Source organism: Rickettsia endosymbiont of Hedychridium roseum, assembly GCF_964028255.1.
Classification (GTDB): domain Bacteria; phylum Pseudomonadota; class Alphaproteobacteria; order Rickettsiales; family Rickettsiaceae; genus Rickettsia; species Rickettsia asembonensis.
Map to the genome: position 1 here is coordinate 296,924 of NZ_OZ034753.1, position 23,079 is coordinate 320,002.

Below are 23,079 nucleotides of genomic sequence, written 5' to 3' on the forward strand. Positions count from 1 at the left end.
ATGCAGAGTAACTTATTAAAAGTTTTAGGAGTACTCGCTATAGTAGCAACGTTAGTTTGCTTTATTTTTGCAGCACTTGGTATGATAGGAGCAGTAAAAGTCGGTGACGGCTGCTACATGAGATATGCTCCGGATGGTAAAGGAGGTTCAGATTCAATAACCGGTACTATAACCCTTAATGCTAATGCTAATTATGTAAACACTTCTAAGATGTTGCCCGACGGCACGACTCAGCTTATTCCTGATCCTAATCGTTACGGTGAATGGTTAAATACTCAGGTGCTAGTAGAGAACAATCAACCGGTGAATTTACAAGTGGTCGGTCAGGTTAGTTTGTGTTTAGCTTATGTACCAAAGGATAATGTACAATTTACTGAAAGTACAAGGCCTGGTAAATCTAATTTAGACGATAAAGGTAACATGATTCCGATTCCTCGTATTACCGATGCAAATAATCCGCCTCTCTCTCTAATAATGGATGCAAAAAATAATGAATGGCGTAATATTGCCGAATTATACGCTAATGATAGAGTTTTAGTTTCCGTATCTCCTAATTTTGCCAATACGGATGCAACAGTTGAAGATGCTTTTAAAGATGATAAGGTTACGAAAGATTGTTCCCAAGGCAAAACTTCTTACGATCCGATTTGTGGAAAATATTCTATTTATTCCGGTAAATATGTTAATGCTTGCGAGTTAAAAGAGAAGTATTGGAATTGTAAAGTCACATGGAGGTGTCCTAACTGGTTTGAGCAAATAGGTTGCGACTGGGGACTACTCGGCTGTAATCCTAATTGTGGTAAGATACCAGAATGTAAAGAGAAATGTCCGGCTTGGGCTAATATAACTGGTCCAGCACCAGAAAACTACCTAGATGATGGGAGTTTTACATTTTCGTGGTCTGACGACATAGGTAAATTATTTATCGACTATTCAGCTCTTCAATGTTCTAATAATGTTAATATTCCTCCAAATGGTCGATGTCCTGATAGTGTTAGCGATCGCAACCCAAAAGATAAAGATTATATTGGAGGTGTAAATTGTACTTCAGGAATATGTAAGGACGGAGATTTTCAAAAGAATCGAAGATTTTGGTATACGGCGGACGGTAAAGGAGGCAAAGGACCAACCGGACTAATATATCAAATGAATGATGCGGGTTCTGTAAGTCAAGCTCTGCCTTCTAAGCTAGAATTTGCTGAATTTGTTGCAGAGACAGAACAACCGCCTGACTATAAAGATAAAGACGGTAAATATTTATATAAAGTTATATATAATAGACCTTTTAACAGTAATATTGAAAAAAGCTATTTACAATATAGGCTTTGGTATCCCGCTTCACAAGATGCTAGTAAGAATACGGGAGGATACGTTTTAAATATTAAACAGACTAAATGCTATAGAGAGAACGGTAATAGTTTTAACGATACTTTTGATGATCGTGGGCGAGTGCAATACATAATAGTAAAGCCTTCGGAAAACCCGAATACTAGCGGTAAAACCTATTCACCTCAAGGAATTAACGTTAATAGCGACGGTAAATATAACTTTAACGCGAATGAGGCGGGTTATATATGGATGAAAATTCTAAATGATCCTAATAATAATTTAAGGGACTATAAAGATAGTGAAGGTAGCTATAAAGTACATTTCTCAACATCCTTAAAAGTAGGAAGTTTTACTATTAAAGTAATGAATCCGTTACTTCAGTTATTTAAAACTAAAGTACAAGGGGCTGCTACTTCTATTTTTAAAAATATGGTATGTTATAAAGCTAATGATAGCTCGTCCTGTACTAACTTTTTTACCTATATTAAAGCAATTTTAATTCTGTATGTGATGACTTACGGAGCAATGTTCTTGCTTGGTTTTGCTAAGATAAACCAAAAAGAGCTAGTAATTAGAATAGCAAAAATCGGCATAGTTAGCGGACTTATGAACGGTAATACTTTTGAATTTTTCAATAACTATCTTTTTGATGCAATTACCAATTTTTCAGACGCAATTATTGCTAATATGAGTGGATATAGTTTGTTTACTTCTACTAATACTATTTCTAATCCTTTCATGTTTTTAGATGCAGTAATGAGTAAAATATTTTTTAGTCAAACCTTTATCGCTCAATTACTTTCACTTCTTTCTCTGGGGCTTAGCGGTATTATATATTTTATAATTACTTTTATTGCGGTTGGTATAGTAATTATTACGGCACTTAGAGCTGTTGCCGTTTATATTATGGCATTTATGGCAACTTGTATATTAATCGGTATAGCCCCTTTATTTATTAGTTTCTTATTATTTGATGTTACTAGGTATTTATTTGATAATTGGGTGAGGTTTACGATCCGCTATATGATAGAACCGGTAGTTATGATGGCAGGTATTATAGTGCTAACCCAGCTATTTACCATTTATCTAGATTTTGTTTTAGGTTATAGCGTTTGTTGGAAATGTGCTTTACCGATAAAAATTCCGTTTATCGGTACTATTTTACCTATTGCATTGCTGAATGTACCTATCTTCTGTATTAATTGGTTTGCCCCTTGGGGAATGGATTATATGTCGGGTATGATGGGAGTAAATATGCAAAATATCGTAACTCTAGTTATTATTGCTTATGGTATGTATGGTTATGTCGAATTTTCAGGGCGTATGGTAGCAAAATTAACTAGTGCTGCTGGACCTTCGGCTACTGAAATTGGTGGTAGAATGTCTCATGATGCAGGACAAAAAGCATTAAGTCCAATAGGAATGGATGATAAAACAAGACAAGGTATTACCGGCAGAGCAGAAGCACGATTAAAACAACGCAATAAGACATTAGACCAGGCTGAGAAAAATAGGAAAAATACGCCAAAAGAAGGGGGCGAGAAGACAAATGAAGAACCGCCGCAGCCTGAAGCACGAGGATAGGGGGTGAATCGAAAATCGTCATTGCAAGTGGGTATTAGTGTTGTTGCATTGCTAGTTTTATATCATTCCCGCTTCCGTGGGGATGACATCGAGTGCATTTTTCGAGCCATGCAACAATGTCTTTGGTTGCTGGGTTGTTGCATGGATACCCGAATCGTCATTGCGAGGAGCGAAGCGACGTGGCAATCCAGAAAAATAATTAAAAAAATTCTGTAAATCAGAATTTTTTACTGGATTGCTTCGTCGAATTACTGTGTAATTCTTCTCGCAATGACGGAAAACCGAGTCATGCGACAATGTCTTTGGTCGCTCGCAATGACAAAAAATAAAAACCACGGTATGACATGTTGGATAACAATTTAAAATTATGAAAATTCTTAAGAGTTTAATTTTATTAGTTTTGTTTATGGCGATGCCAGCTAAAGCTGATGATGCTTTTTCATGGATGTCAACCAGTTTTGGTGGGTTAAAAAGCTTATTCGGTTGTTTAGAAGTGCCTGAATTTACAAGTTTTAAAGAGGGTAATATAGGAATTAGTTTATCTACAGCCGGAACTTGGCAATCAACAGGTAATACTGTTGAGAAAGGTAAATTGTTAAAAATAAACTGGTCTACTTCAGGTATTACTCCTGAACCTAGAAAATATCTAGTATTATATAGAATTGATCCAAGATTTAGTACGCCGCAAGTTTTCATTAAAACTTATAATTATTCTAAATTACAATTTGAAGCTTTAGGATTTCCTCGTTTTGTTACGGACAATAACAGTGCAACACCTGGGGCTATACCGCCTGATAAAGACCTTGATGCACTTTCATTTACTAAAATGTCTGATTCTGTTAAATATTTTAACTATTCTAACGGTAATTCGAGAATTGAAGTTAAGGCCGGCGATGTAGTAAATATTAGTTTAGTTGGTAAAGATAATTTTTTTAGTCCTAATACTCTAGATAATATTTTAACGCAGGAACTTGATAGTTCAATATTTGCTGCTTCTGCACTTTATACTCAAAGTAACCTTGGAAATTTTGATAATAGAATAATTTACTCATCTGCAAAGGAGGTATGTGATCTTATAGACGCTTCAAGAGATCCTGATAAACCAAGCGGGTGTAGCGGTACTGGCTCAGCTACAAAATATAAAAGTATAAATAGTAACGAAGCATTAGTCGGCAAACCTATGATGACGGGAGCGGTACAGAATTTCATGGGCTTAATTAATTCTTGTCCTGCTAATGCCGGTATAAATACTAGCCCTGCTTGCTATTACGATCAAGGTAGAGGGATGATAATTAAAGTAGGCGGGCAGGTTATTAAGGAACGAGATCAGAGTTTTGTAAATTCAGGCAGCACTCAAAGTAGCTTTATATATTATCAAGCCACTAGCGGCGGTACTATGGATTTTACTAGCGATTGGCAAGTTAATAACATGTTTAGTAATTCAGTTTTAATGAGTGATTGGAGCCGAAATTTTTCAAATTATGCTAATTTTGTAGATTATATAAATAAGAATGATTGGTCAGCTAATTTTTTATATTTCGGTCGTTATTCGATGATTGTTGAAATAGGTAATGGGGCAAATTCAATTAGTCCAGGTGATCAGCAAAATATAAGTTTAGAATATTTAATAACATCTGATGGTACGTTACCTGATCCATCTGTTCGTGGTACGCCGGTAGATTATAACTTTGCGGCTGATGCACCGCAAGATGGATATTTATGGTTAAGGGTGGTAAACCCTAATAGTAATATACAAGGGGTGGTTAGTGTAAATTATGCTAATTATACCGGTACAACTTGGTTTTCTGATATAATATATAACGGTGCTATTAAACCTATTACCGATCAGTTTAGAACTTTTAGTCAGAACTTTTATATTAAGTTAGTTAAAAATTCTGCAGTGCAGAATATAGCTAAAGCTGCATTAACCCTTTATGTTACTATATTTGGGCTAATGTTCGTTGCGGGAGCATTAAAATTAACTGCCGTAGAAGTAATAACACGTATATGCAAAATAGCTATAGTAGCTTTTTTAATTAGAGAAGAAAGTTGGAGCTTCTTTAATACATACTTCTTTAGTGCATTTACTGACGGTATTGATTTCTTTGTAACTAACGTAGTAGGTGCTACAAGCTCTAGAGCTAATATTTTTGGTTTTATTGATCCTATATTTGATAAATATACTAACGGTAGGATTTGGGGATTACTATTTATTGAATTATTACAAATACATAATGGTTTAGCATTTATCGCTATTATAACCATTTATTCACTTATTACTTATTTTAGAGCTATTTTAGAAGTTATAATAGGCTATGTTATTGCATTCATAGGGCTAACTGTTATGATTTCATTAGCACCGTTTTTCATAATATTAATGTTATTTGAAAAAACTAAAAGTTTATTTGATAATTGGATATCGACATTGCTTAGCTATGTAGTGCAGCCGACAATATTATTGATTTTCTTTTTATTGATAGATCAGGTTTTATCTGAGCAGCTTTTAAAAGTAGTAGTTAGAGCCTGTTGGGATACTCTGATACCAATAAAAATAGGGCTTGATTTAACAAATCTTGGTATTCCGATTAATTTCTCTTTTACATTACCGTTCTTACCAGGAATACCTTTCTATGTACCGGATGTACCGGAAATTAGTAGCTCGAATATTCTAACGAATAACGCTAATACTTTCTTAGTATTGTTTACTACGGCTTTATTATTTTATTCATATTGCTTAATGTCATATGGTTTAGTAACTTTTGTAAATATAGTAGTCGGAATGCTTACAAATGTTACACCGGCACGAATATCAGGAAATTATCAAGAACGTTCTGATCCTGTGGGAGCCGTTATGCAGGATATAGGTTCGGTAACAAAACCGATTAAAAAGGCTGCAATGGCTCCGGCTAGAGTTTTCAAAGACAAGATAATTGATCAAAATTATAAAGCTAGAAAACCGGAAGGAGGTGGTGAATTTACAAATAAATTCCTTGCCGAGCGTAATGATGTACCGAAGAAAGAGGAAGAGAGAAAGTAACAAAATTATTTTAGTGTCATCCTAGCTAACTTGATTGGAGTTGTGCCGGTTGTCGATGTCATTCCCGCGAAAGCGGGAATCCATAGTCAAGAAAACACAAAATAATATTAAAAATTATAAACGCAAATGGTTTTATTTTTTCTGGATTCCCGCTTTTGCGGGAATGACATAAACAAGAAATAACACATAAAAAATAAATGAACAAAAATATTTTTATTACATTATTAATATCGCTATTGCTGCTTTCCGGTTGTACCGGCGATACTTGTATTGACCCTGATGATTTCGGTTTTATCAAATTCAATGTCTCTTCTAGATATAATCCGGAAGAAATTACTTCAAGACAGGAAGGTGATCAGGTAGCACCATGGCGTGATAGTGCTTATAAAGTAAATGGTTATCCTTTAACCGTTATGGTAAGACCGTGGAGTTATATACTTGGTGATAAAAATACTTCAGGTCAGTTATCTGCATGGTGTCCGTGGTATGGTCAGAAAAATAACACAACTACTTTGGCTGCTTTTTGCGTTAAGCTACAACCGTGTACTTTTTGGGATAATGCTAGACTTGATATGTGTACTCCTAATCCCGCAAATCAAAATGACGCAATGATTAGTAATCCTCCATGTATAATGACAGACGGTGTCGGGCTTTATTTTCTTATTGCCGCTAAAAATACCGATCCCAATATTTCACCGGATTCACAGCGTAAACCGCAAGGTATAACTCAGCATTTAGGAGAGCTTACTTCGAGTGTAGGCTATGAATTTTATAGTATTAGTAGTACAGGACAATTCTTGAAAGCCGGCGGTATAAATTATCAATATAAAGGTGAGGATAAGTCAAAATATGCTCAATCTCCTATTTATTTTAAGATTATAGATAAATTTTATGATGATAATAGCGGGCAATATAGATTAGTAATCAAGTCCGGAGTTACTGATACTAGACCCGATCCGCTACAATTTTTAACGGATTTAATAAAAGGAGTATTATTTGGTAAGGATGGGATTATAAAGAAAACTTATCAACAAATAATTGATACGCCGGGTTATAGGATGAGTGTCTCGGCTATTTTAACTCTATATATAATGTTTACGGGCTTTTCCTTTTTAATAGGTAATATAAACCTTACTCATGTCGAACTTATAGTTAGAATATTAAAAGTTAGTATAGTCTCAATATTATTAAGTACGGATAAAGCTTGGACATTTTTTCATGATTATTTATTCGTATTTTTTATTGACGGGGTTCAGCAAATACTGCAAATAATTAATGAAGCTGCGGCTACCGGTCCCGGTTCTCAAAGTTTGCTGGGGTTACTTATTTCTCCTCAAACTTTATCTAAATTATTTTCTTTACTATTTGTTGATTGGCTTGGTTTTATATATATCATTCTATATTTAATAGCCCTATATTTTATTTTCTTTCTTATATTTAAAGCTACTATTATCTATCTAACCGCTCTTATAACTATCGGTATGATTATAATTATGGGACCGATATTTATTTGTTTCATGTTATTTAATATAACTCGTTCGTTATTTGAGAATTGGTTAAGACAATTAATATCATATGCATTACAGCCTATAATTTTATTTGCCGGTATCGCTTTTATTTCAATGATCATCAGAACCGAAATATATTCAACTCTTGGTTTTGGGGTATGTAAACATGATTTTCCTAATTTAGGTCCGATAAATGAAATATTCGGTAGTTTTCTTGAGGATATAGATCCAAGCCTTGGTAATTCAATATTTTATTGGTGGTTCCCTGTACCAATGAAAGGAGGTATAAATAATTTCCACAAAGCAAAAATATTAGTTCCAGAAGATCATATAATAGTAGATGATTCTTGTAAGAATGATCCTGATAAATGTAAGCATTGTGCTGCGTATGAGTGTATAGATGAACGCTATATTGAATTACCGTTTTTAGATTTAGTTAAAGATGCAAAAAGGATTAGTAATTTTATAAACGGGAAATTTGTCCAACTTGATGGGATATTACTAATTTTTGTGTCTATTTATTTGCTAAGTAAATTTAACGATACTGCTATATCGACGGCACAATTTATTGCCGGTACCTCAGGTAATTTAACAGACATACAAAAAGTTAATCAGCAATCTTATGAATCTGCAGCGAAGCAAATGAATAGACCGTTAAGTTATGTAGCTAAGACGGTAAGTGCACCTGTAACTACCCGTGTAAGTGCGAAGTTAGAAGAAACTAGTATGTTCTTTGCTAAAGGATTTGAAGGTATAATGATGGGAAGGCTTGAAAAGCAAGCTCTTGGTTCTTCAGCAAACAAAGCCGTACAAAATGAGGTTAAGAGAAAATACGGCATAGATTCTAAAGATGTAAAAATGAATGCTATTACTGATTATGAAAACGGTATTTCAGGATTGTTAAAGAATTTACCTAAAGGGAATGAATTAAAAGCAAAAGAACTATCGCAAATGAAATTTACTCAGCTTCGAGATAAAATTGCTGCAAATAAATATGGAGTGAAAGATTACGCTGCTTTAAGTAAAGAACAAAAAACAGAGCTTGATAAGTCCTTAAAAGATGCTAACTTACGTGAACTCGCTAGCGATGCGAGTTTTACTAAAGATTATCAAGATGCTTATAAATATGCTCACAAAGAAATGTCAGGGCGAGGTGTCGGTCTGTTCGGTAAGAATATAAAACCGCTTAGAAGTTGGCAAGAGATGGAGCATCGTGTTGATACAAAACGTAAATTAAAAGAAGAAAGGCGTGTAGGTATAGGTGAAAAAATATATGCAGGTTATACAGGAATAAAAAGAGGAGCTTTAACTGCAATAGTCGGTAAAGATTTACGTGATGCTTATGAGGGTAATCTAACCAGTGCCGAATGGCATGATTTTGAATATAACGATCCAAGGCTTAGAACTTATAGCGAAAAATTAAAAGATGATGAAAAAGCACGGGAACGTGAAGAACTCCAAATGCATATTAATAAGGAAACGTTAGCTGCTCAGGCAGATATATTATCACCGGAATATCTAGCAAGGCTAGAAAAAGCAGGTAGACAGAGTGATGTAGAATATTATCAAGAATTAGCTCAAAGAAAGCTTATTCATGAGGTGCGTGGTAGGTTATTCGAGGAAGGTGAACCGGTAATGATGGGCGACAGATTTATGCGTGAGAAAGCTACTGATTCTCAGATGCGAGATATGATAGATAACGCCCATAGAAAACATGCAGAATTTATAGAGGAAGATCGATATACTCGTCGCCAAGAGCATTATGATATTATGCACGAGAAAGCTGAAGGAAATTTAGAACAAACTTATAAAGAGCTTAAAGATCATTTCAAAAGAGATGATATCAACATTGAGGAAATGCCGGCATTAATAGCACAAAAGATCAAAGATACTGAGCAGGGACCTGAAGTAGACGCAAAGATTACGGAAGAGCTTAATAACTTTAATGCTGATGTTAAAAATTATGAATATAGTACTGAAGTATTAAATAAAATAGAGGACAGAAAGCAAGCTATTACCGATGAAGTCAATGCTCAGATCGATCAGATTAATAAATATAGGGAAAATGCCAAAATGGAAAAATATGTGAGACCAATAGTAAATGAAGGCAGAAAACTAAGAAAATTAGAAGATCATTTAAGAAATATGAAGTAGAAGAGTTAGTACTGCCTAAAAAGAATTGCTTGGGGTTATCCTAGTGCTTCGATGTCATTACCGCGGAGGCGGGAATCTACCGTCTTAAGAGTCAAGAGTAAAAAGCGTTAAATTTGATAAATTTCGTTATGTTTTAGCATAGAATTTAAACAAATAATAATTTTACGCATGACGGCAACCAAAGCTACTTTAGCTTTTTTGCCTGAAGCAATTAAACGTTCATATAATTGCTTCATTTTACAGTTATATCGCATAGCAACCGGTGCTGTCTCACTAAGTGTGTAAATTTCTAGGATAGGTTATATTAACAATAATATAATTTATCAGGAATAACATGAGTAACAGTAACCAAGAGAAGATAAAACAAGCAGTAGATTTGCTAATAGATAAAGATACTGATTTAACGAGTTTTTTTGCCAAAGACGGGATATTAAAGCAGTTAACTAAAAATATATTTGAAAGAGCCTTAAAAGCTGAGATGGATGAGCATCTTGTCTATAACAAATATGGCAGGATAGAGACTAACAATAGTAGAAATGGTGTATGCAAAAAAAGCCTAATTACTGAAGGTAGAGTATTGGAACTTGAAGTACCACGTGATAGAAATGCTGAATTTTCTCCTGTACTAGTGCCAAAGCGTCAGACTAGGATTGATGGATTAGATCAGAAGATATTATCCTTATATGCTAAAGGGATGAGCCTCTCTGACATTAAGATTCAGATTCATGAGCTATATGGTGCAGAGAACAGTGAAAGCCTTATTAGTCGGGTTACCGATAATGTTATGGATGAGGTCAGGAGTTGGCAGAATAGGCCTCTGGAAGCCATATATGCTATAGTATATTTTGATGCACTTATAGTTAAAGTACGTCAAGATAAGAGAATTATCAATAAGGCAGTATATGTAGCTTTAGGTGTAGATTTAACCGGAAGGAAAGATATTTTAGGCTTGTGTATTAGCGAGAATGAGGGAGCTAAATTTTGGTTAAATAATTTTACTGAAATGAAAGACAGGGGATTAAAAGATATCTTAATTGCTTGTAGCGATAATCTAACGGGCATGAGTGAGGCGATATCTGCAGTATATCCACAAACTGAGCATCAGCTGTGCATTGTACATCAAATCAGAAATAGTTTGTCATATGTAAGCTATAAAGATCGTAAAGAACTTGCAGCAGATTTGAAGCTAGTATACAGCTCTATCACTGAGGATGAAGCACTTACTGCCTTATCTGATTTTGATATGAAATGGGGCAAACAGTACCCACATATTGCAAAATCATGGCAAAATAATTGGCAGAATTTGATAATTTTTTTACAATACCCAGAAGTGATTAGGCGTATCATTTATACAACCAATGCAATCGAAGGTTTAAATAGTCAATTATGCAAGGTTACTAATAACAAAAGGGGTTTTCCTAACGACGACTCTGTATTTAAGACTTTGTACTTGACAATTGACTATATTACGCGAAAATGGAATATGCCTATCCAAAATTGGGGAGAGGCCATGGCTCACTTTTTGATAAAATTTGAGGGGCGAATTTAATGCCTATTTTAGAATTTACACACTTATATATCCAGAGCCTTTTTAGAGTACTTTGATCTTATGCTATATGTTCATATGGCAGTACTACTTAATAAACTATTTTTTCCTCAGACAGACGTTTTTACTTCTTCACTTTTTACAGCATTAGCTTTTTGTTCTACTTACATTCTTAGACCTCTGGGTGCTTTAATTTTTGGTTGGATTGGAGACACTATCGGACGAAAAACTACAGTTATAATAACTACTTTCTTAATGTCTATATGCTGTATAATTATGGCAAATCTTCAGACTTATGAAGAGAAAGGGCTTGCCGTCTCGGTGATTATAACCTTATGTCGTGCTATTCAAGGTATTTCATCAATGGGAGAAGTAGTAGGGGCAGAGATTTACTTAACTGAAATGATCTCTCCGCCGATTAGATATGTAGCTGTTGCAGTAGTATCAGTATTTGCAACATTAGGAGGAACTATGGCACTTGGGGTTGCATCATTAGTAACTTCTCAAGGTTTTAGTTGGCGTGCTGTTTTTTGGATAGGGGCTGCAATAGCACTTGTAGGTACAACAGCTAGAAGGAGTCTTCGAGAAACTCCAGAATTTGCAGATGCTAAACGTCAATTGAAAAAAACTTTAGAAGTTGCAAATCAAGATTTATCTATTATAAAAAATAATCCTGTAATAAGTGCTAAACTTTTAAACAAAAATTTTCTAGCATATTTTTTAATAGAATGTTGTTGGCCAGTAATGTTTTACTTTATATATGTTTATTGTGGTGAAGTACTAGAGCGTGTTTTCAATTACACCCCAGCACAGGTTATTAATCATAATTTCTTTATTTCATTAGTAAATCTATTGGGCTTTATAATATTAACATTTTTAAGCTATTGGATTTATCCATTAAAAATCTTAAAAGTAAAATTTGGGGCATTTATAATCTTTACAGTAGCTATTCCTTATTTTCTAAGTAATATGACAAGTCCTACCGAATTGTTTATACTACAGAGTTTAGTTATTTTATTTGTTTCAGATAGTATGCCTGCGGCTCCAATTTTTTATAAACATTTTCCAGTTTTTAAACGTTTTACTTCAGCTACTCTTACATATGCTTTATCAAGAGCTATAATGTATGTATTGGTATCCTTTGGTCTTGTTTATTTAACTAAGTTTTTTAATTATTGGGGACTATTTATTGTTTTTGCTTTAGTAGCAACTGGTTTTGCAATTGGTTTATCTCATTTTGAAAAGGTAGAAAAAGAAGCTGGGAATTATCCTCTATAAACAATTCTTTTTGTTGGTTTTGTATTGATAAATGTGTATAGCATAGTTGAGTTAATTTTTGTACTAGTGTAGGTATTTCTAAGTGCATGCTAATTGCTACAAATGCACTTAAACTTTCCTTTATTACTTTTTTAGCTTTCTCAGGTGATTTAGCTCCTAAAGTCTGTATATTATTGACTCTATCAAAAAGTTTTATAAGTGCCGTATCGTGTCTTTTTTGTTTAATTAATTGATTTAAACTCTCTTCGGCACTTATTTTTCCATAAGGTTTGATTCTAGTTAATCCCTCTACATGTTTCGCTACTTCTATACTAAAAATCTTAGTTATCATTTCTTCGGTTAGTTCTGTATCTTCAATAGTATCGTGGAGTAGGGCAGCTTGCAGCATAATAGCAGTATAAAGTTTTGGGGCTTCTTCAGCTACAAACACCGCAAGCATAATCGCCACCTCAATCGGATGCGAATAGTAAGGATCGCCTGATTGACGCATTTGTGAACCGTGATATTTACGAGCGTAGTAGATAGCTTTTTTGACTTCCTCTATATCAACGGGATTTTTTACTTTAGTGTTTAAATATTCGAGTTTATCAAGTAGCTTTTTAGCATAAACGCAAGTTTCAAACTTTTCTTTCCAAGAGCTTATATCTTCCATAAAAGTTATTTCTTATTTTTGTTAATAATAGTTGATTACAATTAAAGTAAAAATAAAAAGTTGCAATAATAAATAATTTTTTAGCCCTAAAGAAGTATTAATAATTGTAACTTTTGGTATTTCAGCGGCTATCATTCTGTTTTATTAGTTGCTTTAGCTTCTTGTTCTTGCTGTAATTTATACTATGCCGCTTTTTCTTCTGCATAATTAAAAAAGAAATAACAGAAAGTTAAAAAACTAGTCAAAACTATTCCAAGAATTATTAGTATTAACTTAAGCTCTTTCCTTGCATTTTGAGCTTTTAATTTCTTTTCTTCCTCTTCATCAATATAAGACTCAGAGGTTAAAATTTCTTCTTCTTTATTTTCCATATTTTAACTCTTTAAAATTAGCTTATATATTAATGATAGAGTTTAATTATCATTTGAGAGAAGTAATTTATAGGGGGAATTAAAAGAAGTCAATAAGTATATATTTAATAAATCTATCTTACTCAAAAATACGGCTTTTTCTATTTACTAGGTAAATATGCATTAGTTCTTGAGTCTTATAATAAGGCAATTGAACTTGATCCTACAAATTCTGAAGTACAATATAATAAACAAAATTTATTAAAGCGTATGTATTGTTAAGTAAAAAATGCTGGAAAGCTTGATTTTATGCTGTGTTCGCCGTTTGATACATTGGTGAATTTGCCTAAAAATGGCGAATGGTACCCGCGGCCGGACTTGAACCGGCAAGAGCTTACGCTCCACGGATTTTAAGTCCGTTATGTCTACCATTCCATCACGCGGGCAAATACAGAACTGTATTTTTCTAAGTGGACAGGTTAATAAAAAAAATACAAAAAAGCAAGTACTTTTATCATTAATATATTAGTCTGATATGAAAAAATTATTAAACACCTTTAAAATAGTTAGTTTACGCATTAATTTATTAGATAATTAACTTAAATAGTGACAAAATAGTAATAATATGATAGATTAGTTTCAGAAAGTAATACTTTCTCTTGCATGTTATTGACATGTTTATTGACAAATGCCGCAAGGTAAGGTAGTTTTGCATAATGAATTTTTATCGGCTCTTATATTTAAGTAAGATTTAAAGTAAAATTTAAGTTTTAGTTATTATAAGCGTGTGTTAAGTTCAAATAAGTAATTTCTATCTAATAAAGGTTTTTATGGCTACAAATATAGTAGGTAAAGTTAAGTGGTATAATTCTACGAAGAATTTTGGATTTATTGAACAGGAAAATGGCGTCAAAGATGTGTTTGTACACAAATCAGCCGTAGACGCAGCAGGTTTACATAGCCTTGAAGAAGGACAAGATGTAATTTTTGATCTTGAAGAAAAGCAAGGAAAAGCCTATGCTGTTAACCTCAGAATTAAATAAATATATTTATAATACCAAAAGCAGCTATCCAAAATTGTTTATAATTTAGGGTAGCCTAGTCATCTTTATCAATATAGTAAATATTTTGTTTTTGTCTTATAATAACCTATATAATTTTAAGTATAATAAATTATTTTTACTAAAGGGCATGAAAATGCCCTAAATCTAATAATATTATTCTGGCTTGAATAAGATTCTAAAATAGTTTCATTATTCATTATCGTTTTATATATTTAGTTGGTTTGTAATCTAGCTTAAGCATATTTTTTGATTCAGGATAATTATATAAGTCGTTATTTTAATTTACTATAACTTATTTTTTATACAATAGACCTGCATAACTTATCTTACAGGTAGGCTCTTAATAAAGGGAATAAGAGATTTCTACTCTACTCAAGCGTACTATAGTTAAGTATGTAAGGCTGAGAGAGAGCGTCTCATAATATCTTTAAGAAATGGGTTATGTAAGTGGTCTAATCAATAATGTGCATATTTTGATTTAAAACTATATTGGATTATATAATGAAAAATTTTAATTTATCTGAAGAATTAATTATCGCTCTTGAGACAATGAATATCACTGAGCCGACTGAAATACAAAAGCAATCGATTCCGGTTGCAATGGCGGGGTCGGACATACTCGCTTCTAGCCAAACAGGTTCAGGAAAAACTCTCGCTTATTTATTGCCGTTAATTGATTCATTTATTAAAAATAAAACTACTGCGTTAATTCTTGTTCCGACTAGAGAATTAGCAATGCAAATACACAGTACTTTAAATAAAGTAACTACATCCTATAAAATTAATAGTGCAGTTTTGATAGGCGGTGAACCAATGCCTAAACAATTTATGCAATTAAAAAAGAATCCGAAAGTGATTATCGGTACGCCGGGGCGTATTATCGATCACTTAAATAGAGGAAGTTTAAAAATTGATCGCATAGGCATAACCGTACTTGACGAAATGGATAGAATGCTTGATATGGGGATGAAAGAACAGTTAGAAGAAATCAATAAATTTTTACCGGAAAAAAGACAAGTTTTAATGTTTTCCGCTACTATGCCAAAACATATTATTGCTGTTTCTCAAAAATATCTAAACAATCCATTACGTATTACGGTAGGTGCTACTAATAAAGCAGCTGCAGAAATAAAACAGGAATCAATGCATGTTTCTGATAAAGAAAAATTTAGTGAATTAACTAAACAACTTGGTAATAGGGAAGGATCGGTAATTATTTTTGTGAAGACTAAACGCTCTGCCGATCAATTAGCTAAAATGTTAAAATATGAAAATCATAAAGCAGAAGCTATACATGGTGATTTAAGTCAGCGTCGACGTGAAAGAGTAATTTTATCATTTCGTAAGTCAAATCATAGAATAATGGTAGCAACTGATGTAGCGGCTCGTGGGCTTGATATTCCTCATACACAGCATGTTATTAATTATGATTTACCTATGTGTCCTGAAGATTATTTACATAGAATAGGTAGAACGGGTAGAGCAGGGGCTACCGGACATGCACTGTCTTTTATTTCTCCTGATGATGTTATTAGATGGCGTGCAATTGATCGTCTAGTAAATAAAGGAGAATCTACACCACGCAGTGAGTTTAGGAGTGATAAAAATAATCGTAAAAGATCATTCGGTAAAAGAGCCAGCGGTGAGGGTAAAAATTTTAATTCTTTTGATAATAATCGTAAAAAAACTTTTGACGGTAATAGCTACGGTAATAAAAGAAAGAAAGTATCGTAGTTTAGATTTACGTCATTGCGAGTGATCTTTGATTTCGTGGGTGGTTATTATATTGTCACCCCGTGGCTTGACCATGGGGTCCAAAAAACAACTTAAAATACTAATATTAGTATTTTAAACTGGGCCCCGCTACAAGCTCGCGGGATGACAGAAGTGGAATTGATCTATGCAGCAACGCCGATCAAGCGGTGGGATGACAAATATAAAAAAGGAGGATAAATTCATAAATTTAAATTTTTCACGATTTCAATATATATCTAATATTTTCTTTATATTAATAATTTCTTTTCCCGGAGGTTTAATTTATTTACTTACCGGTTCAACTCTTTCTTTTTGGCTTCGAGAATCCGGTTTTGATAAAATCACTATCGGGCTTTTTAGTTTAGTTAATTTTATTCATATATTTAAATTTTTATGGGGTCCTTTACTAGAAAAAGTAAGTTTTGCTCCTTCAAGTAAGCGAGGATATAAATATTGTTTAATTATTGCTTTGGTTAGCTGTATTTGTTGTGTATATGTTCTAACAAATTTTAACCCTAACACTCATTTTATACCATTTGCTTTATGCTTAGTAGCTGTGGCATTTTTTTCTTCCATTTATGATATGTTGCTTCAATCATCACAGATGTTACTTATTATAAATAAAAATTGGGGCATAAGTGAGGCAGCTTGTACTACAGGCTTTAGAATAGGTATACTTATAGCAGGTTCAGGAGCGTTATATTTATCAACTATCATATCTTGGCAAGATGTTTATCGTGCTATGGCAATTTTATGTATACCGTCATTACTATTAATTATAATTTATCCGCTTAAATTTAAAGATAAGATAATTATTAATGATTTTGATAGATTTTGGCATGCTTTTTATGACTTTATCAAGAAACCTAAATGGCTAATAATTGTTAGTTTTATGCTTCTATATCGTCTTCAAGATAATTTTCTTTCAATTATGCCGAATATGTTTTATCTCGATATTGGGTATACGAAGAAAGATTTAGCTCTTGGATATAAAGCTTTCGGTATGTGTGCTACAATCCTTGGAGGTTTTATAGGCGGGTTTTTGTGCCGAAAATATGAATATTCTTATTTGCTTAAAAGAGCATTAATATATCATGCTTTATCTAGCCTATCTTTTTTATTTCTCTATTTTTATAATCGAGATATTACAAGTCTGTATATAGCGGTCTTTTTTCAAGAATTTACCAAAGGCTTAACTATGTCCCCGTTTTTTTCTTACCAATTAAGATGTTGTAGTTCTAAATATTGTATAACCCAAATTGCTTTAATTACTTCTATTGCTTATATTAGTACCATATTGTTTGGTAGTATTTCAGGCTATGCAGCTACTTATTTAGGTTGGACTTATTTTTTCATCGTAGCAGGATTTTGTTTTATACCGGCTTATATATTAATTAGATATTTACCGCCTTATGTTATTTCCGCGTAGTATTGTTGCGTGGATCAGCTTTCTCGTCATTGCGAGGAAATTACGAAGTAATTGACGAAGCAATCCAGTAAAAAAATGCTATAAATTGACATTTTTTATTATCTTTTCTAGATTGCCGCAGCCACTTGACGATTAGGTGTCCACGCAACAATCTTCAAGATAAATACAAATATATTGTAAAAACGGTACTATCGATTTATAATAATCAACAAATTTATTAGTGTACTTTAATTATGTTTATTCAAACTGAAGATACTCCCAACCCTGATGCAATAAAGTTTTTCCCGGGACAGGAAATAAGTAGTGAACAGCCGGTATTTTTTAGCGATATTGCTGAAGTTAAAGGAAGAAGCAAACTTGCAGAGTCACTATTTTATATTAATAATGTAAAATCAGTATTTTTTGGTAGTGATTTTATAACGGTGACTAAGCAAGCTGAAAGTAATTGGCAAGTTATAAAGCCTGAAGTTTTAATGGTTATTATGGATCATTTTGTTTCGGGATTTCCGGTATTTGAAGAAAGTACAAAAGCAGATAATGTAAATCATAACCTTGATGGGCTTTCGGAAATAGAGAAGCAAATCGTAGAGATTATTGAAACTAGAGTGCGTCCATCTGTTGCACAAGATGGTGGTGATATAATATATAAAGGCTTTGAAAACGGTATAGTTAAATTAGCTCTTCGCGGTGCATGTCTTGGCTGTCCAAGTTCTACTATTACCTTAAAAAACGGCATTGAATCCATGCTTAAACATTTTGTACCAGAAGTGCAAGAAGTTGAAGCTGTAGAGGAAGATTTTGAGTAATTTAGGTATTGCTAACTATAAGAATTCAACGTCATTGCGAGGAAATTACGTAAGTAATTGACGAAGCAATCCAGTAAAAAATTCTGTAAATCAGAATTTTTTTAATTATTTTTCTGAATCGCTGTGTCGCTTCGTTCCTCGCAAGGCGTTGTTGCGTGGATCAATTTTATCTCTGTCACCCCGTGGCTTGACCACGGTATCCAGTTAAAAATACTAAAATTACTAGTATTTTTTATTGTTTTTATAGACCCCGTGGTCAAGCCACGGGGTGACAGTGAAAAACCCGTGAACGCTCACGTTAAAGAAGCTAACCTTCCTTTGCAGAATTGATTATATCATTTTGATGCCAAATAACGTAATGTAGTTCAACATCTTTTGGAGCATATACTACGATAGGTAGTTTGCTATTATATCTTAAAAATGTTTCATCGCCTAAAAATACACTAACCGGTTTTATGGTTGCTTTTACCCCAGGGCATGCCATCATTGTACTAGCAGGCTGATCGCTAACTTGATCGATTATATAATAATTATATCCCCATCCTTCATTCTAAAGTTTTTGTTTCCAGCTTACCGCCAAACCAAACACGATTACAATCTTTGCATTTTTTCTTTGCATTTTTTGTTGCTTGCAATTCTACTTTTAGCTTTTCTTCATTAGACTCTGTAGGTAAATGAATTACATATCGTTTTTGGCTATCTGTCGGTAGAGGGTAGGGTGCAATATCTTTTAACCGCTTATCGGTATCAGCTAATAAATGAGTATTTAAAAAACATAATGTAAGAAGTAGTATAATTTTTTGAAACATATTAATAACCTAGTCTATAATATCAAAAGTATGTTGATAAGCTTCATTAGTAGGAAGCCCTATTGCATTAATATCAAATTTAAGCGACGGTTCAACTCTGCTACTTGCATTATGAATTCTAAAATTAATGCTAAATCCACGATTAAATACTATAGTTTTAGAATAAATTCCTCCATTTTTAGTATTAATAGTATGAATATAGTTAGGGTAATTAGTTTTTTTGGTGTTAAGTGTATTATTAAAATTATATGCTTGAATGAAAACTTTATTTGATCCATAATACATTATTTTATAAAAATCATATTTTCCTATTAAATAAGATATTAGTGCCTTACAAACATTATTAGCTTTTTCTTCATCAACTGAACAAAGATTTGTGATTTCCTCAGACCAAGCATTGAGTATAGGTCAGTAATATTTATTAGCTTTATCAAGTAAATTTTCCCATAATGCAGTTTTATTTGAAAGAGTTTTAATTTGTCTTAATTCTCCAAATAATGGTTTTACAATATCCCAATATTTAGCACTACAACCATTACCATCAAGTCCCCATTTTTTTACAAAGTCAATTGAATCGGAAAGCCTTGGATGTTTTAACGCTTGGTGATTCGTTTTGCAAGATATGCCTATAGTAGTATTTATTCTCGTTTTTCCTGACCGGCAATTTTAACCATTTTTGGGGCTTGGGGATGGAAAGGTATATGTCTATAAGTAGCTAAAATTGTAAAAGATTGTTCTTCCCAGTTTCTAACTCGATTTCTTGACATAAAAATAGGAGAATAGCCTGAGTCTAAAAATTCATGATTATTTATTGTACTAGTTATTCCTGCTTCTAAATTAGATAAATCACCTATAGCTTGTTTTAAAGTAACTTTAGTTTTTAAAGTCTCAGGAAACTGAAATTTTTTATTTAATGATTGATGGTAACCAACAATAAAAACACGTTCACGATCTTGCGGTACTCCATAATCACTTGCTTTCAATAACTTCCAGTTTACTTCATAGCCTTCTTCTTGAAACATGTCTATTATATTCATAAATGATTTTATATTTCTAGAATGAATTAACCCATGAACATTTTCTGCCACAAAAAATTTTGGTTTTGTATGTCAAATAACTCTAATTTGCTCATGAAATAACATGCCTCTAGGATCTTGCAAGCCTAGTTTTGCTCCTGCTTCTGACCATGACTGGCAAGGAGGACCGCCTATGACACCTGTTATTCCGATAGGAATATCTTCATTAGGGACATTTAAAATAGAACGATTATCAAGTTTGGTTTTAGGAAAATAATTTTGATAAGATTTAGCAATAGTTTTATCATATTCATTTGCCCAAACAGTTTTAAATCCTGCTTTTTTAAATCCAATATCCATACCGCCAGCACCTGCAAATAATGAAATTAATGTAAGGTTAGGTGTATTGCTCATTTAAATCAATCCCGTTTCTTTCTTAAAAAAGCAGGTATGTCATGAATATCAGACTCTTTATTATCTTGATCTAGAGTATTAACAACAATGTTTTTGCGTTCTAAAGTTTGATTATTTGAAGCACGCAGAGAACCCCATATTTTTCCTAAAAATGATGGTTTTGGTGAGTCATCTTCAGATTTGTTAAAAGTATTTGCATGTAGCCCTAGCTCTTTTTCATTTCCGATAAAATTTTGATTTATTGGAGAGTCGGTAATTTCAATATTTTCGGTACTATAGCTGTTAAAATCAGGAATTTCTTCTATTTGTGTAGGTTGTACTATAGGTTCATTATAAGTTTCTTCAGGAACTATATTGGTAGTTTCAGCTATTGCGGGTTTATATGTCGGTACTTTATCGGCATCAATACCGGTAGCAACAACCGATACTCTGATAATTCCTTTTAGTTCCGGATTAAATGTTGAACCGAAAATAATATTAGCATCAAGGTTATCTACTTCTTCTCTAATTCTATTAGCAGCGTTATCAACTTCAAATAAGGTCATGTCGGAACCGCCTGTAATATTGATTAATACACCTCTTGCACCGCACATTGAGCTATGATCTAGCAGCGGATTTGAAATTGCAGATTCTGCCGCTTTAATAGCTCTATCTTCACCGCTAGCTTCACCCGTACCCATCATTGCTTTACCCATTTCGCTCATTACTGCTTTAATGTCGGCAAAATCAAGATTAATAAGTCCCGGCATAATCATTAAATCCGTTACTCCTCTAACGCCTGCATGTAATACGTCATCTGCCATTTTGAAAGCATCGGCAAACGTCGTTTGTTCATTAGCAATACGGAATAGATTTTGGTTCGGTATTACAATTAAAGTATCAACGAATTGCTGTAATTCAATAAGTCCTTTATCGGCAGTTTTCATACGATGACCGCCTTCAAAATGGAAAGGTTTAGTTACTACCCCAACCGTAAGGATGCCTAGTTCTTTAGCAATGCGTGCAATAACCGGTGCAGAACCGGTACCTGTACCGCCGCCCATACCTGCCGTAATAAATACCATATTGCTATTTTCTAGATAACTACGAATTTCGCTTTCTGATTCTTGAGCAGCAAGTGCTCCAACCTCAGGAGAAGCTCCTGCCCCAAGACCTCTAGTCGTAGAAACACCGAGTTGTATTTTGTTAGTGCATAAAGAATGTTCAAGCGATTGTGCATCGGTATTAGCTACTACAAAATTAGCACCTTGCAGATTAGCACTAATCATATTATTTACTGCATTACTACCTGCACCTCCTACACCAAAAACCGTAATGGTCGGCTTTAATACTATATTTTCAGGAGCTTTTATATTTAAAACCATGATACTCTTTTATTTTATATAATTAATGTTTAAGTATAATAAAAGATTAAGGCTGTGTGAAGAAAAATTTAATTAATATATTTTTATTCTTTTTGGCTGCAAATTATAAGATTTTTTTGAAATAGGAACAGCTATTTGCTGCAAAAATCTTATTAATTTTCGCTCAAAAATATCTAAAAATATAAATAATTAAATTTTTCTTTATACAGCCTTAAAATTTCCACAGTATTTTATGAAAAGTTTAAGATAAGTTTTCTTTTAATAGCGGAACACCGTTATTATGACATGCTTTTATTAATGCTTTATCGTTAGTGGCTAGGAAGCCCTTCATGCATGGCAGTTAACAAATAAGTTGCATCGTATGAAGTAAGATTATTGGTTCTTGCAGTATTCATAATTTCGTACATAGGAAAATCAAAATTTGATATATTGATGGGTAAGGAGTTTAAAAAATCTATAGTTTTAATAATTTTTGCTGAAGTTATTCTAGCACGTTTTGCTGCTATTAATATTGTATTAGTTACTTCAAATTTCCAAAGAAATGGTACTACTGCTCTAAATTTATAACAATAATCTAATGTAAAGTCTGAATATTCATCACGTTCATCATTAAAGAACCATGAAGCAGTTATGGAGCAATCGGCTATAAATGGTTTAGAACTCATCTTCTAACTTCATCTCGAAGCTCTTTAATAGTATAAGGAGCCAATGTATTACCTTTGCTGAATTCTCTTATTTGCTCTACTATATTATCCATTTTAGGTTTTTGAGTTATAGGTATAATTTTTGCAACCGGCGTATTATGCTTACAAATAGTAATTTGTTCGCCGTCTTGTACACGCTGTATTAGATCGGAAAAATGAGCTTTTGCTTCTAACAGGTTAATTTGGTTAGGTAAATGTTGTTTCACATAGGTAATATAATAAATAGACTAATTTAATACTAGCCTATTTATAAGATTTTGTACAGTGATATTAATAGTTT

19 protein-coding genes, 1 tRNA gene and 3 pseudogenes are annotated in these 23,079 nt (G+C 33.1%); 11 read left to right on the top strand and 12 right to left on the bottom strand.

All coding sequences use genetic code 11. From position 1 onward, the window contains the following. The gene (locus AC5587_RS01735; protein WP_499162655.1) at positions 1 to 2,913 is read left to right on the top strand and encodes a TrbL/VirB6 family protein; all 2,913 of its coding nucleotides are present in this window, start codon (positions 1 to 3) and stop codon (positions 2,911 to 2,913) included. 57 nt (positions 2,914 to 2,970) lie between these two features. On the opposite strand, the gene AC5587_RS01740 is transcribed toward AC5587_RS01735, so the two are convergent. Further along, positions 2,971 to 3,210, bottom strand: a complete 240-nt coding sequence (locus AC5587_RS01740) for a hypothetical protein (RefSeq protein ID WP_499162656.1) — start codon at positions 3,208 to 3,210, stop codon at positions 2,971 to 2,973. Between the two features lie 70 nt (positions 3,211 to 3,280). On the opposite strand from AC5587_RS01740, the gene AC5587_RS01745 reads away from it, so the two are divergent. Then, on the top strand, positions 3,281 to 5,950 hold the full coding sequence (locus tag AC5587_RS01745) for a TrbL/VirB6 family protein (RefSeq protein ID WP_410526876.1): 2,670 nt from the start codon (positions 3,281 to 3,283) through the stop codon (positions 5,948 to 5,950). Positions 5,951 to 6,147: 197 nt separating this feature from the next. After that, positions 6,148 to 9,612 carry a TrbL/VirB6 family protein gene (locus tag AC5587_RS01750; RefSeq protein ID WP_499162657.1) on the top strand — a complete coding sequence of 1,155 codons (3,465 nt, stop codon included), beginning with the start codon at positions 6,148 to 6,150 and terminating at the stop codon, positions 9,610 to 9,612. Between the two features lie 107 nt (positions 9,613 to 9,719). Here AC5587_RS01750 and AC5587_RS01755 read toward each other — a convergent pair. Continuing rightward, positions 9,720 to 9,881: pseudogene (locus tag AC5587_RS01755) on the bottom strand (IS110 family transposase); the annotation flags it as partial. Between the two features lie 65 nt (positions 9,882 to 9,946). Here AC5587_RS01755 and AC5587_RS01760 point away from each other — a divergent pair. Both AC5587_RS01760 and AC5587_RS01765 read left to right on the top strand, forming a co-directional pair. Then, positions 9,947 to 11,161, top strand: a complete 1,215-nt coding sequence (locus AC5587_RS01760; protein WP_499162658.1) for an IS256 family transposase — start codon at positions 9,947 to 9,949, stop codon at positions 11,159 to 11,161. A 60-nt stretch (positions 11,162 to 11,221) separates the two neighbouring features. Continuing rightward, positions 11,222 to 12,436, top strand: coding sequence for an MFS transporter (locus AC5587_RS01765; protein ID WP_499162659.1), 1,215 nt, complete (start codon positions 11,222 to 11,224; stop codon positions 12,434 to 12,436). On the opposite strand, the gene AC5587_RS01770 is transcribed toward AC5587_RS01765, so the two are convergent. Together AC5587_RS01770 and AC5587_RS01775 are read right to left on the bottom strand one after the other, a co-directional pair. After that, positions 12,345 to 13,088 (bottom strand): HD domain-containing protein, encoded by a 744-nt coding sequence (locus tag AC5587_RS01770; RefSeq protein ID WP_499162660.1) that lies wholly within the window; start codon positions 13,086 to 13,088, stop codon positions 12,345 to 12,347. The two genes, AC5587_RS01765 and AC5587_RS01770, sit on opposite strands and share 92 nt — an antisense overlap. Before the next feature lie 182 nt (positions 13,089 to 13,270). Next, positions 13,271 to 13,459 (bottom strand): RC1041 family protein, encoded by a 189-nt coding sequence (locus tag AC5587_RS01775; RefSeq protein WP_499162661.1) that lies wholly within the window; start codon positions 13,457 to 13,459, stop codon positions 13,271 to 13,273. 111 nt (positions 13,460 to 13,570) lie between these two features. Here AC5587_RS01775 and AC5587_RS01780 point away from each other — a divergent pair, with 111 nt between their 5' ends. Continuing rightward, a complete protein-coding gene (locus AC5587_RS01780) occupies positions 13,571 to 13,720 on the top strand; it encodes a tetratricopeptide repeat protein (RefSeq protein ID WP_410526906.1) in 150 nt (49 codons plus the stop codon). Positions 13,721 to 13,798: 78 nt separating this feature from the next. Here AC5587_RS01780 and AC5587_RS01785 read toward each other — a convergent pair. Continuing rightward, positions 13,799 to 13,884, bottom strand: a tRNA-Leu gene (locus AC5587_RS01785). A gap of 384 nt (positions 13,885 to 14,268) precedes the next feature. Between AC5587_RS01785 and AC5587_RS01790 the strand changes: the two genes are divergently transcribed. The 5 genes from AC5587_RS01790 (at position 14,269) to AC5587_RS01810 (ending at position 18,822) form a co-directional block, all read left to right on the top strand. Next, complete coding sequence (locus AC5587_RS01790) at positions 14,269 to 14,481, top strand: cold-shock protein (protein ID WP_410526901.1); 213 nt, start codon at positions 14,269 to 14,271, stop codon at positions 14,479 to 14,481. Between the two features lie 522 nt (positions 14,482 to 15,003). Next, the gene (locus AC5587_RS01795) at positions 15,004 to 16,236 is read left to right on the top strand and encodes a DEAD/DEAH box helicase (RefSeq protein ID WP_499162662.1); all 1,233 of its coding nucleotides are present in this window, start codon (positions 15,004 to 15,006) and stop codon (positions 16,234 to 16,236) included. Between the two features lie 193 nt (positions 16,237 to 16,429). Continuing rightward, entirely contained in the window at positions 16,430 to 17,686 is a 1,257-nt protein-coding gene (locus AC5587_RS01800) for an MFS transporter (RefSeq protein WP_499162973.1), read from the top strand. Positions 17,687 to 17,919: 233 nt separating this feature from the next. Next, on the top strand, positions 17,920 to 18,492 hold the full coding sequence (locus AC5587_RS01805) for a NifU family protein (protein WP_277360669.1): 573 nt from the start codon (positions 17,920 to 17,922) through the stop codon (positions 18,490 to 18,492). 123 nt (positions 18,493 to 18,615) lie between these two features. Beyond that, positions 18,616 to 18,822 carry a hypothetical protein gene (locus AC5587_RS01810; protein ID WP_410526899.1) on the top strand — a complete coding sequence of 69 codons (207 nt, stop codon included), beginning with the start codon at positions 18,616 to 18,618 and terminating at the stop codon, positions 18,820 to 18,822. Here the strand turns inward: AC5587_RS01810 and AC5587_RS01815 are convergent. The 7 genes and pseudogenes from AC5587_RS01815 to AC5587_RS01845 all read right to left on the bottom strand — a co-directional run bounded on the left by AC5587_RS01815 (position 18,800) and on the right by AC5587_RS01845 (position 23,005). Beyond that, complete coding sequence (locus AC5587_RS01815) at positions 18,800 to 18,979, bottom strand: ecotin family protein (protein ID WP_499162663.1); 180 nt, start codon at positions 18,977 to 18,979, stop codon at positions 18,800 to 18,802. The two genes, AC5587_RS01810 and AC5587_RS01815, sit on opposite strands and share 23 nt — an antisense overlap. A gap of 58 nt (positions 18,980 to 19,037) precedes the next feature. Continuing rightward, positions 19,038 to 19,301: an ecotin family protein gene (locus AC5587_RS01820; RefSeq protein ID WP_499162665.1), complete on the bottom strand. Its 264-nt coding sequence runs from the start codon at positions 19,299 to 19,301 to the stop codon at positions 19,038 to 19,040. 9 nt (positions 19,302 to 19,310) lie between these two features. Beyond that, positions 19,311 to 19,943: pseudogene (locus AC5587_RS01825) on the bottom strand (HaeIII family restriction endonuclease). Then, positions 19,940 to 20,731 (bottom strand): annotated as a pseudogene (locus tag AC5587_RS01830) (DNA cytosine methyltransferase). Before AC5587_RS01830 ends, AC5587_RS01825 begins: the two co-directional pseudogenes overlap by 4 nt. Positions 20,732 to 20,736: 5 nt before the next feature. Continuing rightward, positions 20,737 to 22,095, bottom strand: a complete 1,359-nt coding sequence (gene ftsZ / locus AC5587_RS01835; RefSeq protein ID WP_499162666.1) for a cell division protein FtsZ — start codon at positions 22,093 to 22,095, stop codon at positions 20,737 to 20,739. 308 nt (positions 22,096 to 22,403) lie between these two features. Then, positions 22,404 to 22,760, bottom strand: a complete 357-nt coding sequence (locus tag AC5587_RS01840) for a type II toxin-antitoxin system VapC family toxin (RefSeq protein ID WP_499162667.1) — start codon at positions 22,758 to 22,760, stop codon at positions 22,404 to 22,406. Next, positions 22,757 to 23,005, bottom strand: coding sequence for a type II toxin-antitoxin system Phd/YefM family antitoxin (locus tag AC5587_RS01845; RefSeq protein WP_499162668.1), 249 nt, complete (start codon positions 23,003 to 23,005; stop codon positions 22,757 to 22,759). Before AC5587_RS01845 ends, AC5587_RS01840 begins: the two co-directional genes overlap by 4 nt. Between the last annotated feature and the right edge of the window lie 74 nt (positions 23,006 to 23,079).